16 protein-coding genes are annotated in these 15,226 nt (G+C 41.7%); 13 read left to right on the top strand and 3 right to left on the bottom strand.

Annotation, left to right across the window (positions count from 1 at the left end):
• Window positions 1–162: 162 nt before the first annotated feature.
• Window positions 163–756, top strand: a complete 594-nt coding sequence (locus tag ACIFOT_RS12110; protein ID WP_223592154.1) for an NADPH-dependent FMN reductase — start codon at window positions 163–165, stop codon at window positions 754–756.
• A gap of 42 nt (window positions 757–798) precedes the next feature.
• On the opposite strand, the gene ACIFOT_RS12105 is transcribed toward ACIFOT_RS12110, so the two are convergent.
• The 3 genes from ACIFOT_RS12105 to ACIFOT_RS12095 all read right to left on the bottom strand — a co-directional run bounded on the left by ACIFOT_RS12105 (window position 799) and on the right by ACIFOT_RS12095 (window position 3,331).
• Window positions 799–1,854 carry an ABC transporter permease gene (locus tag ACIFOT_RS12105; RefSeq protein ID WP_430064746.1) on the bottom strand — a complete coding sequence of 352 codons (1,056 nt, stop codon included), beginning with the start codon at window positions 1,852–1,854 and terminating at the stop codon, window positions 799–801.
• Window positions 1,851–2,576, bottom strand: coding sequence for an ABC transporter ATP-binding protein (locus ACIFOT_RS12100; protein ID WP_430064745.1), 726 nt, complete (start codon window positions 2,574–2,576; stop codon window positions 1,851–1,853). The genes ACIFOT_RS12105 and ACIFOT_RS12100 overlap by 4 nt, the downstream gene beginning before the upstream one ends.
• Window positions 2,577–2,725: 149 nt before the next feature.
• On the bottom strand, window positions 2,726–3,331 hold the full coding sequence (locus tag ACIFOT_RS12095) for a TetR/AcrR family transcriptional regulator (RefSeq protein WP_430064743.1): 606 nt from the start codon (window positions 3,329–3,331) through the stop codon (window positions 2,726–2,728).
• A gap of 174 nt (window positions 3,332–3,505) precedes the next feature.
• Here ACIFOT_RS12095 and ACIFOT_RS12090 point away from each other — a divergent pair, with 174 nt between their 5' ends.
• The 12 genes from ACIFOT_RS12090 (at window position 3,506) to ACIFOT_RS12035 (ending at window position 15,203) form a co-directional block, all read left to right on the top strand.
• On the top strand, window positions 3,506–4,684 hold the full coding sequence (locus tag ACIFOT_RS12090; protein WP_430064878.1) for a YhgE/Pip domain-containing protein: 1,179 nt from the start codon (window positions 3,506–3,508) through the stop codon (window positions 4,682–4,684).
• A 183-nt stretch (window positions 4,685–4,867) separates the two neighbouring features.
• Window positions 4,868–5,518: a GntR family transcriptional regulator gene (locus tag ACIFOT_RS12085; protein ID WP_430064741.1), complete on the top strand. Its 651-nt coding sequence runs from the start codon at window positions 4,868–4,870 to the stop codon at window positions 5,516–5,518.
• Window positions 5,519–5,531: 13 nt separating this feature from the next.
• Window positions 5,532–6,836, top strand: coding sequence for an MFS transporter (locus tag ACIFOT_RS12080; RefSeq protein ID WP_430064739.1), 1,305 nt, complete (start codon window positions 5,532–5,534; stop codon window positions 6,834–6,836).
• 105 nt (window positions 6,837–6,941) lie between these two features.
• Window positions 6,942–8,141, top strand: a complete 1,200-nt coding sequence (locus tag ACIFOT_RS12075) for a CaiB/BaiF CoA transferase family protein (protein ID WP_430064737.1) — start codon at window positions 6,942–6,944, stop codon at window positions 8,139–8,141.
• Window positions 8,142–8,159: 18 nt separating this feature from the next.
• Complete coding sequence (locus ACIFOT_RS12070; RefSeq protein WP_430064735.1) at window positions 8,160–9,434, top strand: 3-isopropylmalate dehydratase large subunit; 1,275 nt, start codon at window positions 8,160–8,162, stop codon at window positions 9,432–9,434.
• Window positions 9,435–9,932, top strand: a complete 498-nt coding sequence (locus ACIFOT_RS12065; RefSeq protein WP_430064733.1) for a 3-isopropylmalate dehydratase — start codon at window positions 9,435–9,437, stop codon at window positions 9,930–9,932. It abuts the gene before it with no gap.
• Window positions 9,933–9,951: 19 nt separating this feature from the next.
• On the top strand, window positions 9,952–10,857 hold the full coding sequence (locus ACIFOT_RS12060) for a hydroxymethylglutaryl-CoA lyase (protein WP_430064731.1): 906 nt from the start codon (window positions 9,952–9,954) through the stop codon (window positions 10,855–10,857).
• A 12-nt stretch (window positions 10,858–10,869) separates the two neighbouring features.
• Window positions 10,870–11,625 carry a maleate cis-trans isomerase family protein gene (locus ACIFOT_RS12055; RefSeq protein WP_430064730.1) on the top strand — a complete coding sequence of 252 codons (756 nt, stop codon included), beginning with the start codon at window positions 10,870–10,872 and terminating at the stop codon, window positions 11,623–11,625.
• Window positions 11,626–11,714: 89 nt separating this feature from the next.
• Window positions 11,715–12,326 carry a flavin reductase family protein gene (locus ACIFOT_RS12050; protein ID WP_430064729.1) on the top strand — a complete coding sequence of 204 codons (612 nt, stop codon included), beginning with the start codon at window positions 11,715–11,717 and terminating at the stop codon, window positions 12,324–12,326.
• Window positions 12,327–12,429: 103 nt separating this feature from the next.
• Complete coding sequence (locus tag ACIFOT_RS12045; RefSeq protein WP_430064728.1) at window positions 12,430–13,029, top strand: putative ABC transporter permease; 600 nt, start codon at window positions 12,430–12,432, stop codon at window positions 13,027–13,029.
• Between the two features lie 118 nt (window positions 13,030–13,147).
• Window positions 13,148–13,846, top strand: coding sequence for a response regulator transcription factor (locus tag ACIFOT_RS12040; protein ID WP_430064727.1), 699 nt, complete (start codon window positions 13,148–13,150; stop codon window positions 13,844–13,846).
• A 4-nt stretch (window positions 13,847–13,850) separates the two neighbouring features.
• A complete protein-coding gene (locus tag ACIFOT_RS12035) occupies window positions 13,851–15,203 on the top strand; it encodes a sensor histidine kinase (protein WP_430064726.1) in 1,353 nt (450 codons plus the stop codon).
• Window positions 15,204–15,226 lie beyond the last annotated feature (23 nt).

Raw genomic sequence — 15,226 nt, 5'->3', positions numbered from 1 at the left:
GAATTCTTTCAGCACGAATTCCGAGTATTTTTATAAGTTAAAAATGGTTGACAAAATGAGAAAAATATCATATTATTACTTTGAATTAAAGATATTTAAATTTGAGATTAGTTGAATTAAAATATCTTAATTTGAGATTTTCACTTTTAGGTGGTGCTAATAATGGGATTATTAGATAAATTATTTGGAAAAACATCCGAGGAGGAAAAAACTGTGGAAAAATTAAACATTGGTATTATTTTAGGAAGCACTCGTCAAGGACGCGTAAGCCCACAAGTGGGAGAATGGGTTAAAGGAATTGCTGACAAACGCGGCGATGCTAATTACGAAATCGTCGATATCGCAGATTTCAATTTACCATTCTTAGGCACAACTGACGGTTCTGAACCAGGCATTGCTGCATGGAACCAAAAGCTTGCTGACCTTGATGGTTTTGTATTCATCGTTCAAGAATACAACCACAGCATCACAGGTGCATTAAAGAATGCCCTTGATTTTGCCCGTGAAGCTTGGAATAACAAAGCTGCTGGAATCGTCAGCTATGGATCAACTGGAGGAGCGCGTGCGGCTGAACACTTACGCGGCATCCTTGGAGAATTAAAAGTGGCTGATGTTCGTACACATCCAACATTGTCATTATTCACTGATTTCGTTAACGGAAGTGAATTCAAGCCAGCTGAATTACACCTTACAAATGTAACGGCTATGCTTGACGAAGTCGTTTCTTGGAGCGGCGCATTAAAAACAATCCGATAAAAAACTAGAGGGGATGATTATATTAATCATCCCCTCTCTTTATTATAATTTCCGGTATTTTTTTATAGATAAGATATTTAAAATGACAAAAATCAATGCGAAAATGACCAAAGCCAAAAGATCACCGCTGATTTCACTAAAACCAAAACCCTTATACATAACACCCCTTAAAGCGTCCCCTGCATAAAACATTGGGAACAGCTTTGCAATCACCTGCAGCCAATCGGCCATTCCTTCAAGCGGGAATATCCCGGCAAAAAAGATTTGTGGAACAACCGCGATGGGGATAAACTGCATCATTTGAAATTCAGAAGCGGCAAAAGTTGATAACAAGGTACCTAAAGAAAGAGCGACCAATGCTAACAGCAAATTAATCAGAAGGACATTCCAAATCGATCCGACCAGCACGATATCCAAAACATTAACTGCATAAAAAACGACGATACATGTTTGAATCACCGCAAACATGCCATAACCGGCGAGGTAAGCTGTAACAATTTCTCCCCTGCGAATTGGAGTCGACAATAACCGTTCCAATGTTCCTGTTGTCCTCTCGCGCAATAAGCCAATCCCTGAAATGATGAATACAAAGAAGAAGACAAAGAATCCAACTAAAATCGGGCTTAACACATCAAAAAAGACCGTATCTTTATTTCCATAAACATAGTTTGTTTCAATCTTTTTAGGCATCATGCCTGCCAGTGCCGGATTTTGCTGTATCAGCTTGGACTCCGCAATGGCCACAACGGTTTGATTAACCTTTGCCTGCAAGCCTTTAGCTGACGTAGGATCATCATTTTGAAGTGTCAATTTTATTTGCCCGTCTTCTTGGACCAAGAGCCCGTTCAGGTCGTCATCCACTACTGTATCTTTTGTTGCATTCTCATATACCTTTACCTTTATATCGGCATTCTTTAACGCTTCTACAAGACTGCTATCCACACCCGATACGCCTAATTTCGGTTCAACTGTATTCCCATTAAATAAAAAGTACATCAAGGTCAAAATCAACAGCGGTGCAACAAACATTAAGGCTAGCGTTCGTTTGTCACGAACCATTTGCTTTATGATTCTTTTGATAAGCGCCATCGTTCTCATGACTGCTTCACCCCGGCTTTCCGGAAAACCTCATCGAAATCATCCGTACCGTATAATGCTTTTAACTCATTTGGCGTACCGTTTGTCAAAATGCGGCCGTCGCGAACCATGGCGATATAATCACATTTAACGGCCTCATCCATCACGTGGGTGGTCACAATTATCGTTTTTTCATCCTCATTTTTTAGGCGTAATAGTTCATTCCAAATCGACAGCTTTAATTCGGGATCAATCCCTACAGTTGGTTCATCCAAGATTAAAATTTTCGGATCCTGAATGAGCGCAATCGCCAAGGAAAGCCGCCGCTTCATCCCGCCAGAATAAGCCGCCACACGTTTCTTAAGATCACCCGTCAGGTTGACTAAGTCCGCCGCATAAGCAATTCGCTTCTTCTGTTCTTCTTTATTAAGCTTATATAAAGAAGCAAAAAATTTAAGATTTTCTTCACCGGTCAGCTCAACATACAAGGCATCGGATTGCGCCATATAACCTATTTCCTGCAGCAAACCGAGATTTGGCATCGGTACATCTAATACATGAATCGATCCTCGATCCGATTTTTCCATGCCAACAATCATTTTAACTAATGTGGTTTTTCCTGCACCCGATGGACCAATTAGACCGTATAATTGCCCCTTTTCGATCGTCAAATTGACGTCATTTAAAACAGGCTTCTTTCCAAAGCTCTTGCTAACCTGCTCCACTTTAATGGTTGGATTCATCAAAAAACGCCTCCTAATCAAACACTGTAATGAACACCGTGTTGACCATCTATACCTTAATATTAAAATGCCATGGCAGGAATTACAATGAACAATAGTGAGGAAAGTGTTCATTGTTACTGGTTAGATTCGAAAAGATGACGATTACCTTATTTTTTTAGCCCTGCCACATGTCCCGGTCCAAAAAGGGTCATTTTTGTTAAAATTAAGGTCATTTCCCGCGGTGATTTTTCCATTCCGCTTTGCAGCCAATGCTGAATGACCCCAAGGTGGGCGGAACTGACATAGGAAATCAAATAATCGACTGGGACGAGCATTTCTTCGATTTTTAGATCTTCCGCTATTTTTTGAAAAAAGGTTTTTTTGATTAATTCCTTCATTTTGCCCTGAAAGGCGGCGTCCCCTTTTGGGCCTAAAATGACCTTCATGAAACTCGCATTTTCTTGGAAGTATTCAAAAAGCTTCAAGATAATGGGAAAAGGTTCGTCTTGACTGGTAAAGCTTACAGCCTCTTTTGGCTTGATATTATTTACTAGTCGCCCAATTCCTGTAATAACCTCTTCTTCGCTTTGCTCCAGAAGATCGTACTTATCCCGGTAATGCAAATAAAAGGTACCACGGTTAATACTCGCTTTTTCCGTTAAATCGCGCACCGTAATTCCTTCAAAGCCTTTTTCCTCCATCAACTCGGTGAGAGCATCCCGGATCATTCGTTTGGTCCGGATGACTCGTCTATCTGCTGCTTTATCGGACATTTTTTAGCCCTCCAAAAAATTTTTTATTAAATTCAACATGTTATTCATTTCTGTTAATTACTCGACATTGCGACCAATATTGTTTATTGCGATACCCGATAGACCCATTATAATTAACAGTGTGAACAATAATCAACAGCTTGTTCAATAAAGGGGGAATACTCAATTATGAGTTTGTTTAAAAATAAACTGGTCATTTTATCGCCTGTTATTGTTTTAATCGTGGTGCTTATATTTGGCTTAACGCTTGTGCCATCGGTCAAACCCACTCCGAAAAATGTACCAATTGCCTTTGTCAACGAGGACCAAGGCGTGGAAATTCCGAATCAGGGCCATTTGAATATGGGAAAAACGATTAGTGAAATGATACAGGCAAAAACTGAAAAAGAGTCGCCCATTAAGTTTATTTTTATTAAAAGCAATGAGGAAGTAAGGAAGGGATTAAACAACCGAGAGTATTACGGAGCTATCGTCATTCCTAAGGATTTTTCACAGAAACAAGCATCCTTAATGGGCCCTTCACCAACTTCACCGGAAATTAAGATAATGGTCAATCAAGGGATGAACACGATTGCTTCGACGATGGTAACCACCGCGCTTAACGGAATGGTCGACAATATCAATAATAATGTCAGGGCCCAGTTACTCGCGGGCTTTGAAAAACAAGGCGGCACAGTTACCACGAAACAAGCAGCAGCGTTAGTATCACCGATCACAAAGAAAGTAACGAATGTTAATGAAGTTGGGACGGCGAGCATGAATGGCAATGCTCCGGTCTCCTTATTTCAGCCGCTCTGGATGGCAAGTATCGCAGGGGCAGCCATCATTTTCCTTATGGTAAGTAAATTACCTTTTGCGAATCGGAAGGAAAAACTCGCTGTTCACGTTGCTCAAATACTTATGGGAGCAGTTATCGCCCTTGTTGCCGGCTTTGGATTAACGTGGATGGCGGAAACTATCGGTGTTCACATTCCTAAATTCGTCGTTATCGCCTTATTCCTATCTATGACCTGCTTCAGCTTTTTCTTAATGATATCAGCAGTTCTTTCTTGGACGGGTATAAAGGGGATTCCAATCTTTGTCCTGATTCTTTTCTTCGGCGCACCGCTGCTTGCAATGGCACCAGAATTTATGTCTTCGTTTTATCGTGACTGGATTCATTCGTGGCTGCCAATGGGCTTCATGGTCGACGGACTTCGTGAATTATTCTTCTTTGGCAAAGGCATAAGCTGGAACCACCCGACATCAGTTTTAGTATGGATTGGGTTGGTGAGTATGGTGGTTATTTTTGCTTCAGTTGCTAAGCCAGGGGTTAAAAAGGAAATTGAAAAGCAAATTGACCTCAATTCCTGATACCAAAAACCTTAATGATTAGAATAGAAGAGCCCGAGGGCTCTTTTTTTGTCGAAATGAATCAAATTTTCTAAAAAATCGAATTGTTGACTGTTGACTGTCGACAGAAAATAGAATATATTAGAATCACAACATGAAACCGCTTGCTAGATTCTGAATACTAAAAGAAAGGAGTGGTTTTCAGTGTTATCAGTCGTAAAAACCGAGCCATTGCATGCTCAAATGTATCAATTAATAAAAAAGCGTTTAATAGATGGTTACTATAATCCTGGTGAAAGATTAGTAGAAGTAAGGCTTGCCGAAGAATTTGGCGTCAGCCGGGCACCAGTGCGGGAAGCGCTTAGAATGCTTGTTCAAGACGAACTGCTTGTACAAAAAGGAAGCGCGCTGCATGTGTTTGAGCCTACACTAAGAGACATGATTGATATTTATCAATGCAGGCAGCGATTGGAAGCGCTTGCAGCTAAGCTGGCTGCAGTCAATATTAATCCAGCTAAAATAGAATTATTGGAAATGATTATAGAAGAAACAAATGACGTTTGGATTAAAAAAGACATGAAACGAGTGGTGGAATTAAACATTCAATTTCACGAAATTATTCTCGAGGCATCAGGTAATCGCCAGCTTATTTCGTTAACAAATATGATTCGGGATAAGGTTACCTATCTTCGCAATTTCGGTTTTAAAGGAAGCGTTCGTGATGGGAGTTTTATAGGGGAGCATGAGCGCATCGTCGCAGCAATTAAAGAACGGAATGGGGATAAAGCGGAAAAGGAAATGCACGGTCATATCGAGCAAGATTTACTTGCACTCGTATCACTTTACAAAACATAGGGGGTAACACAATATGGCAATGCCACAAAAGGTTCTGATAGCAAATCAACCAGCAATATCACAAAAAGGTGCATATCATACTCTTATTGGTTCTTGGCTTGGATGGCTTTTCGATGCTTTAGATGCGGGGATTTTTGGTTTCGTGATCCTTGCCATTGCAGCGTCTTTTAAAGTAGAAATTAGTGCTGTTGTTTCCACTGTAGCTTGGTTCCTTCTTGCTACTGGTATTGGCGGATATTTCTTAGGGAACATTTCCGATCGTATAGGAAGAAAAAAGACTCTTGTCATTTCGGTCCTAGCCTATGGTATTGGAACATTGCTGTGTGGTTTCGCTCATAGTGTAATAGAATTAAATATTTACCGCTTTGTAGTAGGTGTAGCGGTCGGCGGCCTTTGGTCAGCTGCAGCAGCCTTGATTTCAGAAGTTTGGAAGCCGGAAAAACGGGCAAAAGCGATTTCTTTCATGCAAACAGGCTGGGCAGGCGGTAACCTATTAGCAGCTATCTTCGCCTGGTCGATTTTAAATCCACAAGATCCGGAATCATGGAGAAATCTATTTATGATTGCCAGTATTCCTGCCTTTGCTACTGTTCTGTACATTGTATTATTTGTAAAAGAATCACCAGTCTGGCTCGCCAACCGTGACTTCATTAAGAATAACGCAAAAAAAGCCAGCATCGGCGCCATTTTTAAACCTGAATTCTTAAAAGTTACCATTCTAGCACTACTTGTATCCGTTCTTGGAATGTTAGGCTATTGGATTATTTTTACTTTCGTTCCAACCTATCTTCAAAAAGTACTTGGCATCCGAATTGACCAGGCACCTGTATTTCTAATTTGGACAGGCGTTGGCGCAATGGTCGGTTATATCGTATACGGCTATCTTGCTGATAAAATCGGCCGCAGATTTTCGTTCATGGTCTTTTTTCTGGGTATGACAATCATGGTGCCAATTTTCACCTATGTTTCAAGTCATATGCCATTGACAGATGGAAAACTTTTACTAAATGGATCCAATGTTTTCACCTTAGGTATTATTTCTTCTTTACTAGGTTTCTTTACCGGCTATTTCAGCGGTTTCGGCGCATGGTATTCGGAATTATTCCCGACAAGTATCCGTGCGACAGCAGCAGGTTTCTGTTTTAACTTTGGACGCGTCGGAGCGATTGCCGGAATTCTGATTGTACCAGTCCTTATTGCATCAGGTTTTACATATCCAGTCGTTATTACTCTTGCAGCCGTTTCATACTTCATCGCCGCATTCCTTGTATTGGCGATTCCAGAAACAAAAGGTGTGGAACTGACAAGCGGAAATTAATTGAAAAAACAATGACAGAATTACTTCTCTTCCCGCTATTTATGGGGGAAGAGAAGTTTATTCGTTTTAATCAGGAAAATGAAAAAACTAGGAGATGAACTTAAAATGGGGAAAAAAGCACTCGAAGGATTAAGGGTGTTGGAAATGGGCCAACTGATTGCAGGGCCATTTGCATCAAGATTATTGGCCGAATTTGGCGCTGAGGTCATTAAGGTGGAATCCCCTCTCACAGGCGATGCGATTCGATCATGGCGTGTTGTCGAAAACGGGACAAGCCTTTGGTGGTATGTCCAGTCAAGAAATAAAAAGTCGGTCACCATTGATCTAAGACAAGCTGAAGGCCAGGATATCATAAAAAAGCTTGTAAAAGAAATTGATATTCTAATCGAGAATTTTCGTCCGGGTACCATGGAAAAATGGGGGCTTGGTTATGAAGAATTAAAGAAAATTAACCCTCGCTTAATTATGATTCGTGTTTCAGGCTATGGACAGGATGGACCTTACAAGGATAAACCTGGTTTTGGTTCGATTGGGGAAGCAATGGGGGGACTCCGCTATATTACAGGATACCCAGACCGTCCGCCAACACGAGTTGGAATTAGTATAGGAGACTCTTTATCTGCACTTTATTCGGTTATCGGTGCGTTAATGGCTGTCTATCACCGTGATGTAAATGGAACAGGCGAGGGGCAGGTCATCGATGTTGCCTTGTATGAATCAGTATTCAGCTTAATGGAGAGCATGGTTCCTGAGTTTGATCGTGCTGCATTAATCCGGGAAAGAACAGGCAGCACACTCCCTGGTATTACACCATCTAACACGTATATGTGTTCCGATGGGAAGTATGTTGTTATTGGCGCCAATGGGGATGCCATTTTTAAACGACTGATGTATGCAATGGGACGGGACGACATAGCAGAGGATCCGCGCTTTGAAAATAACGCAAAACGATCTGAACACGCTGAATACTTGGATGGTCTTATTGAAGGATGGACAAAGAGTCTTCCATTCTTGGAGGTAATGGAATATTTGGATAAAGCGAAGGTTCCTGCAGGGTCCATTTATTCGGTGGAAGATATTATGAATGACCCGCATTATCAAGCACGGCAAATGATTCAAGAGGTAGCGGTGGAAGGCTTGGGAATGCTGAAGATGCCAGGTATCGTTCCAAAAATGAGTGAAACTCCTGGGGGGGTTGAGTGGGCAGGTCCAAAATTGGGCCAGCATACAGAAGATGTGTTGGAGGAGAAGCTCCGCCTAACCGAAGAGCAAATCAGCGATTTGAAAGAAAAAGGAATTATTTAGGAAGGGAGTGCAAGTTTCATGGGAATGACCATGTCAGAAAAAATCCTTGCCAGGGCCTCCGGGCAGGCCGGTGTGAAGGCAGGGGATATTGTTTGGGTAAACGTGGATATTGCTCTCATGCATGACCTGCTGGGACCATGGCTGGTAGATGGCGGTTTTAAACGCCTCGGCGGCAAACTTTTTGATAAAGAAAAAGTAGTCGTCGTTTCCGATCACTGTACACCTCCTGCGACTGTCCAGCAGGCAGATATTTTAAAGTTCACGCGTGACTGGGCAAGAGAGCAGGATCTTTCCTATTATTATGAGTTTGAAGGACCGTGTCATCAAGTGATCGCTGAACATGGACATGTCCGCCCAGGAAGATTGATTCTCGGTACAGATTCCCACACCTGTATGGCAGGCGGACTTGGTGCCTTTGCTACAGGGATTGGGTCTACTGAAATGATTGGCGTTCTCTTAACCGGTGAAACATGGCTTAAGGTTCCTGAAACAATAAAAGTCATTTGGGATGGCGAGCTGCCGGAAGGTGTGTTTGCCAAGGATATGGTGCTCAAAACAATTAAGGACCTGGGACATGCAGGGGCTACCTATCAGGCCTTGGAGTTTTCAGGCAGTGCCATCCGGAATTTATCGATCGATGAACGCCTTGTCTTATCCAATATGGCTGTAGAAGCAGGAGCTAAAACAGGACTGATTGAAACAGACGAAAAAGTTGTGGAATATTTGCGGTCCAAGGGTGTAACAGAAGAGATAGAGATGCTGGCAAGTGATGAAGATGCCACATATATCCGAACTCTCCACTATAATGCATCAGAATTACAACCACAGGTAGCCTGCCCGCACGAAGTGGATAATGTACATCCTGTTGGCAGTGTAGAAGGGAAGCCGGTTGATCAGGTGTATTTAGGTTCATGTACAAATGGGCGGATCAGCGACCTTAGAATTGCTGCGCAAATTTTAAAGGGAAAAAAAATTGCCAAAAACATTCGCTGTTTATTGGTGCCTGCTTCCCAGCATATTTGGATGCAGGCAAATAAAGAAGGTCTTTTGGAAATCCTCACGGAAGCAGGCTGTATTGTCAATATGCCATCCTGTGGGGCCTGCGGCGGATTTACGAGCGGTGTGATCGGCGCGGGTGAAGTGGTGATGTCGTCCTCCAACCGGAATTTCAGAGGGCGAATGGGAAGTCCAAAGGGTGAGGTTTATTTGGGCTCTCCTGCTACAGTCGCGGCCACGGCGCTGGAAGGGAAAATAACCGATCCTCGAAAATACCTTTTGCAGGGAGTGATGTAAATGTCGTTTATTATCAAAGGACGGGTATGGAAATACGGAAACAACATTAATACAGACATTATCTCTCCCGGCCAATATATGAGCCTGCCGATCGAGCAGCAAGCAAAGCATGCGATGGAAGCGATTGATCCAACCTTCTATCAAAAGGTACAGCCGGGTGATATTATCGTCGCTGGGGATAATTTTGGGTCAGGATCCAGCCGGGAAACGGCGCAAATGGTTCTAAAGCATCATCAGATTGGGGCCATTGTGGCAAACTCCTTTGCCCGCATCTTTTACCGGAACTCCATTAATGTTGGCCTTCCTGTCGTAGAGATGGCGGATACTTCCTTGATTCAGGAAGGCGATGAAATCGAAATTGACCTGTTGGCAGGCAAAATCATTAATCATACACAAGAAAAAGAGTACGCTGGAACGAAATTGCCGGAGCATTTAATAGAAATGGTGAAGCTTGGGGGACTAGAACCCTATTTAGCTAAAAAACTAGGAATTTCCTAAATGGAAAAGGGGTTATCAAATGAACCTTCCGGGAAAAGTTGAAATTATCGAGGTAGGACCACGGGACGGAATTCAAAACGAATCCAATTTTATCCCGACAGAAAAGAAAATCGAGCTCATTAATGAATTGAACAAAACAGGTATTAAACGAATGGAAGCCACTTCCTTTGTCCATCCGAAATATGTACCGCAAATGAGGGATGCCAAAGAAGTACTCGATGGAATCGAACAAGACCCTTCTATTCAATACATGGCACTGATTCCCAATGAAAAAGGGTATGAACGGGCGGTCGAAAGCGGCATCAAGGCCCTTTCACTTGTTGTTGGTGCAAGTGACAGCTTTAATTTGAAAAATGTCAAAATGACACGAGAGCAGTCCATGGAAAGTTTCGAAGCGGTGATTGAAAAAGCAAAGGTGAACGATATTTTTATCCGCTATAATATTGCGACTTCTTTCTGGTGCCCGTTTGATGGAATAGTAGATTACAAACTGGTTCTAAGCATGGTAGAAAGAATGGAGCAGCTTGGGGTAGACGAAATTGTCCTGTGCGACACGATTGGAAGGGCGAATCCAAAGCAAGTATACGACTTGTTTAAGGAGGCTGTTTCTTTAAAAACCGAAGCGATGATTACGGCTCATTTCCATGATACATATGGAATGGCGATGTCCAATGTAATGGCCGCCTTGCAGGCAGATGTGACACGATTTGATGCTTCAATCGGCGGACTTGGCGGATGTCCGTTTGCTCCGGGGGCGGCCGGGAATGCGGCAACGGAGGATATTGTTTTTATGATGCACGAAATGGGTATTGATACGGGGATCGATATGGATCAGCTCCTCGCCTGCATCGAAATCGTTAAGCCATTTACAAACCGGGATTTAACCGGCCATCTTCACAAAGTAAAAACCTGTAAATCATATTAAGGGGGAACAATAATGACTAAAAATTATCGTGTGGGATTAATTGTCCCAAGTTCAAATACTACTATGGAAACAGAAATTCCGGCCATGATGCATGCAAGACAACAGCTATTTAATAAAGAAACCTTTACTTTTCATTCCTCCAGAATGAGAATGATGCATGTCAATCCTGAGGAGTTAAAAAAGATGGATGTGGAAAGCGACCGTTGTGCTGTGGAATTATCAGATGCCCGCTGTGATGTGTTGGCGTATGCTTGTTTAGTCGCGATCATGTGTCAGGGTCCCGGCTACCACCAGATTTCGGAAGAGCGTTTAGGAAATACCACGGCTGAAAATGGTGCACCAACACCTATTGTGAGCAGCGCCGGTGCTTTAATCGAAGGAATTAGAACTATTGGCGCCAAAAAGGTATCGATTATCACACCATATATGAAGCCATTAACGAATATGGTGATAGAGTATTTAAATACAGCGGGGATTGAAGTCATTGACTCAATTAGTCTTGAAGTGGCAGATAACCTTGAGGTTGGCAGATTAGATCCTATGAATCTAATTGGTCATGCAGACCGTTTGAATATTGAGGGTGCTGATGCTGTCGTATTGTCAGCCTGCGTTCAAATGCCATCCCTTCCTGCTATTCAACAAGTTCAGGACCGTTTAGGTATTCCGGTATTATCTGCAGCCACTTCTACTGTTTATAAAATTTTAAAAGGGCTTGGATTAAAAGCAGAAGTTCCCAATGCTGGACATTTACTATCTGGTAAATTTTAATAAAAAAAGGGCAAGTTTAAAAAGGGATGGCAAAATGCAGGCCATCCCTTCTCTTACATAGAAAAAATAATTGGATAGGAGTAATACCAATGCTTTCAATCAATCCTTCTAATTTGCCGGCAAAGGAAAATTATAAATTTTTAATTGGCAGCATTATTCCGAGGCCAATTGCTTTTGTTACTTCTTTATCAGAAGAAGGAGTTTTAAATGGAGCGCCATTTAGTTACTTCAATATCGTTTCGGCGAACCCGCCGCTTCTTTCGATTTCCATCCAAAGAAACGGTGGGAAGCGAAAGGACACAGCTAGAAACATCCTTCATCATCGGGAATTTGTCGTTCATATTACCGATGAAAAGAATGTGGAAAAAATTAATATCACTTCTGCCACTCCGCCTGCAAATGAAAGTGAAGTCGAGCTGGCCGAATTATCACCAACGTCAAGCGAGAAAATATCTGTTCCAGGAATAAAGGAAGCTCAGATCCGTTTTGAATGTATCCTTGAGCACTCTTTAGAATTAGGCGGAAACAACAGTGAGCCGTCATGCGACTTCATTATTGGCCGAATTGTACAATACCATATTGAGCCGGAGTTGTATGAAAAGGGAAGAATTAATCAAGAAAAACTGGGTGCAGTCAGCAGGCTTGCAGGTAATGATTATGCCAAAATTGGTGAAGTATTTACCATTAAAAGGCCAAGATAATAAAATACATTTTAATAAAAAACTGGAAATTTTTGTGTATATTTGAAATTTCAACGGCTAATCCTAAATGGGAAATTTCTTATCCATGGAAGGTGGTTTAGCCATGATCATTAACTTATTGAATGGTTTCGAGGTTCAAAATCCTGAGATTTTTAATATGGAAGGAGCAGCGGCCATCTTATTTTATTTTACAGTCTACGCACTATTTGGCTGGCTGCTGGAGAACAGTTATAACCTTCTAACCAAAAAACGTTTTTTAAAAGAGAACTTTTTATATGGGCCATTTAAACCAATGTATGGGTTAGCACCAGTACTATTAGTTTATTTCATTAGGCCAGAAACACATTGGGGATTTGCTCTGCTGCTGTGCTTTGTGATTCCAACTTTAGTAGAGTACTTAACCGGTGCACTGCTGTTGAAATTTTTCAAGCGGCAGTGGTGGGATTATTCCGATACCCCGCTCCAGCTCCATGGACATATTTGTCTGCCTTTCTCGGCCTGCTGGGCAGTGCTGTCGTTTCTTTGCTTAAAATGGATTCATCCCTTGGTTGTCCTTGTATACGGGAACTTTGAACCGTATTGGGCATGGGTTTGGGGCGCAGTTGGCCTCTACTTCCTAGCCGATCTTGCATTGTCGATTAGACGGCATTCCTTACAAGAATTTGATAGCGTGCCTGACACTCTGAAAACTCCTTCTGACTAAATAGAAGGAGTTTCTTAATGTTTGATTAAATTTCAATAAAAAAAAGAAATATAAGAGAAAAAAGTGCTAAATTGTAGGGGAGCAATTTACAGGCCATTTCGAAAAAAGAAGGGATTTAATGAAACAGCGCATTTTGGTTGTAGAGGACGAAAAGCAAATCGCTAAGATCTTAAAGCTCGAACTCGAGTATGAAGGGTATGAGGTCGTCGTTGCCTATGATGGAAAGGAAGGCTTGCAGGCGGCCCAGAATGATAAACTAGATTTGATCTTACTGGATGTCATGCTGCCTGAATTGAATGGCATAGAGGTCCTAAGAAGAATTCGGAAAGAAAATACAATCCTTCCGGTCATTTTATTAACCGCCCGGAACATGACGATGGATAAAGTTGCAGGGCTCGATCAAGGAGCGAACGACTATATTACAAAGCCCTTTGAAATCGAGGAATTACTAGCACGGGTTCGGGCATGCTTAAGGCAGAATTCCCTTGCTGCAAAAGCTTCACAGCCGGAGAATCCCCTTTTATCCTTTAAGGATTTAACCGTTAATCTGGATACTAGAGAGGTAACACGGGGGGAAACTTCCATTACCTTAACACCAAAGGAATTCGATTTACTCGTCTATTTATTGACAAATAAAAATAGAGTCGTCACAAGGGAAAATATCCTGGTAAATGTTTGGGAATATGAATATGAAGGCGAAACCAATGTCATTGATGTGTTTATCAGACATTTACGAAAGAAAATAGAGGAAGGTTTTCCCGAACCAACGATTATACAGACGGTAAGGGGTATCGGTTACACCGTAAGGGAGAATTAACAAAATGAAGATTACAACGAAAATTAATTTGATGACGACCGCTTGGATTCTCTGTGTCTTACTGGCAGTAAATGCGGTTGTCTTTTTTTCTTTTATGAAAATAACAGTCAATATGGAGACTAATGACCTGCTTCAAAAAGCAAACAATTTGATTAAGGAAATGGAAAGAGGTGAATCCCCTTCTGAGGTGAAGGGAATTTTCGCCCCTTATTTAACCAACCATTCTTTTATTAGAACGATAAAGCACGATTCCAAAATTTCCTATCAGGCAACAAATGATAAGTTCTTGGCCGGAAAAATAAAACCAAAATTCGTCAGCAAAAAAGAGACGGAACGAAGGACGATTATCCGAAACGATAAGGAGGAACAAATCTTAATTGTCAGGGTGCCAATACCATCTGGCGCAGGAACACTTGAAGTCGCTGAAAAATTATCAGGACTGGAATTAGCGAAAGACGTCCTCCTATCTATTTTAGCTTTTTGCACGTTTTTAGGAGCGCTTTTATCGCTGCTTGGCGGCAGATTGCTTTCGAATCTGATTATGAGACCCATCTCCAATATGATTAACACGATGGAGGACATTGAACAAAGCGGGATTCCGAAAAAAATCGTCATCCAGCACGAAACGAAGGATGAGCTGCAAAAAATGGCAGTCACATTCAATCGAATGATAGGAAGATTAGAGGACAATCTTGAAAAACAAAGGCAATTCATTTCGGATGCCTCTCATGAACTTAAAACCCCGCTGACCGTGATCAAAAGCTATGCCGATCTATTGCTGAGACGTGGATTGCAAAATGAAGAGGTTGCCCATGATGCCATTGAATCAATTCATTCGGAAGCAACGCGGATTCAAAAAATGACGGAAAGATTCCTCGATTTAGCCGATACTGAATCAGGTAATCTTTTAGAAATAAAAGAAATCAATTTAATCCATTTTTGCGGGAATATTCTTAAGCAAATTGCAAGTGCTTATAAGCGAGAAATTGACCTTCATTACCAGGATGATGCCATTTCCACCTCTGCGGATGAACTCAAACTAAAACAGGCGATCATTATTTTAATAGATAATGCTATCAAATACAGCACAGATAAAATAGATGTTTATCTATCAGAAACTGATCAATTTACCTTGATTAAGGTGAAGGATTATGGGATTGGGATACCGGAGGACGAAATGGATAATATCTTCGAACGGTTTTACCGGGTGGACAAGGCACGGAGTCGTGAGACTGGCGGCACTGGACTTGGCCTTGCTATTGCCAAAAATATCATGAAACAGCATCACGGGGAAATTAAAGTGAAAAGCTCCGAAGGTGTGGGAACAGAAGTTGAATTGAGTTTGCCGAAATCTTAATTCATTTTTAATAATACTTTAAG

The organism is Neobacillus sp. NRS-1170 (assembly GCF_050468025.1).
Note: the sequence above shows the minus strand (reverse complement) of the source record. Positions and strands in the feature narration are given on the sequence as shown.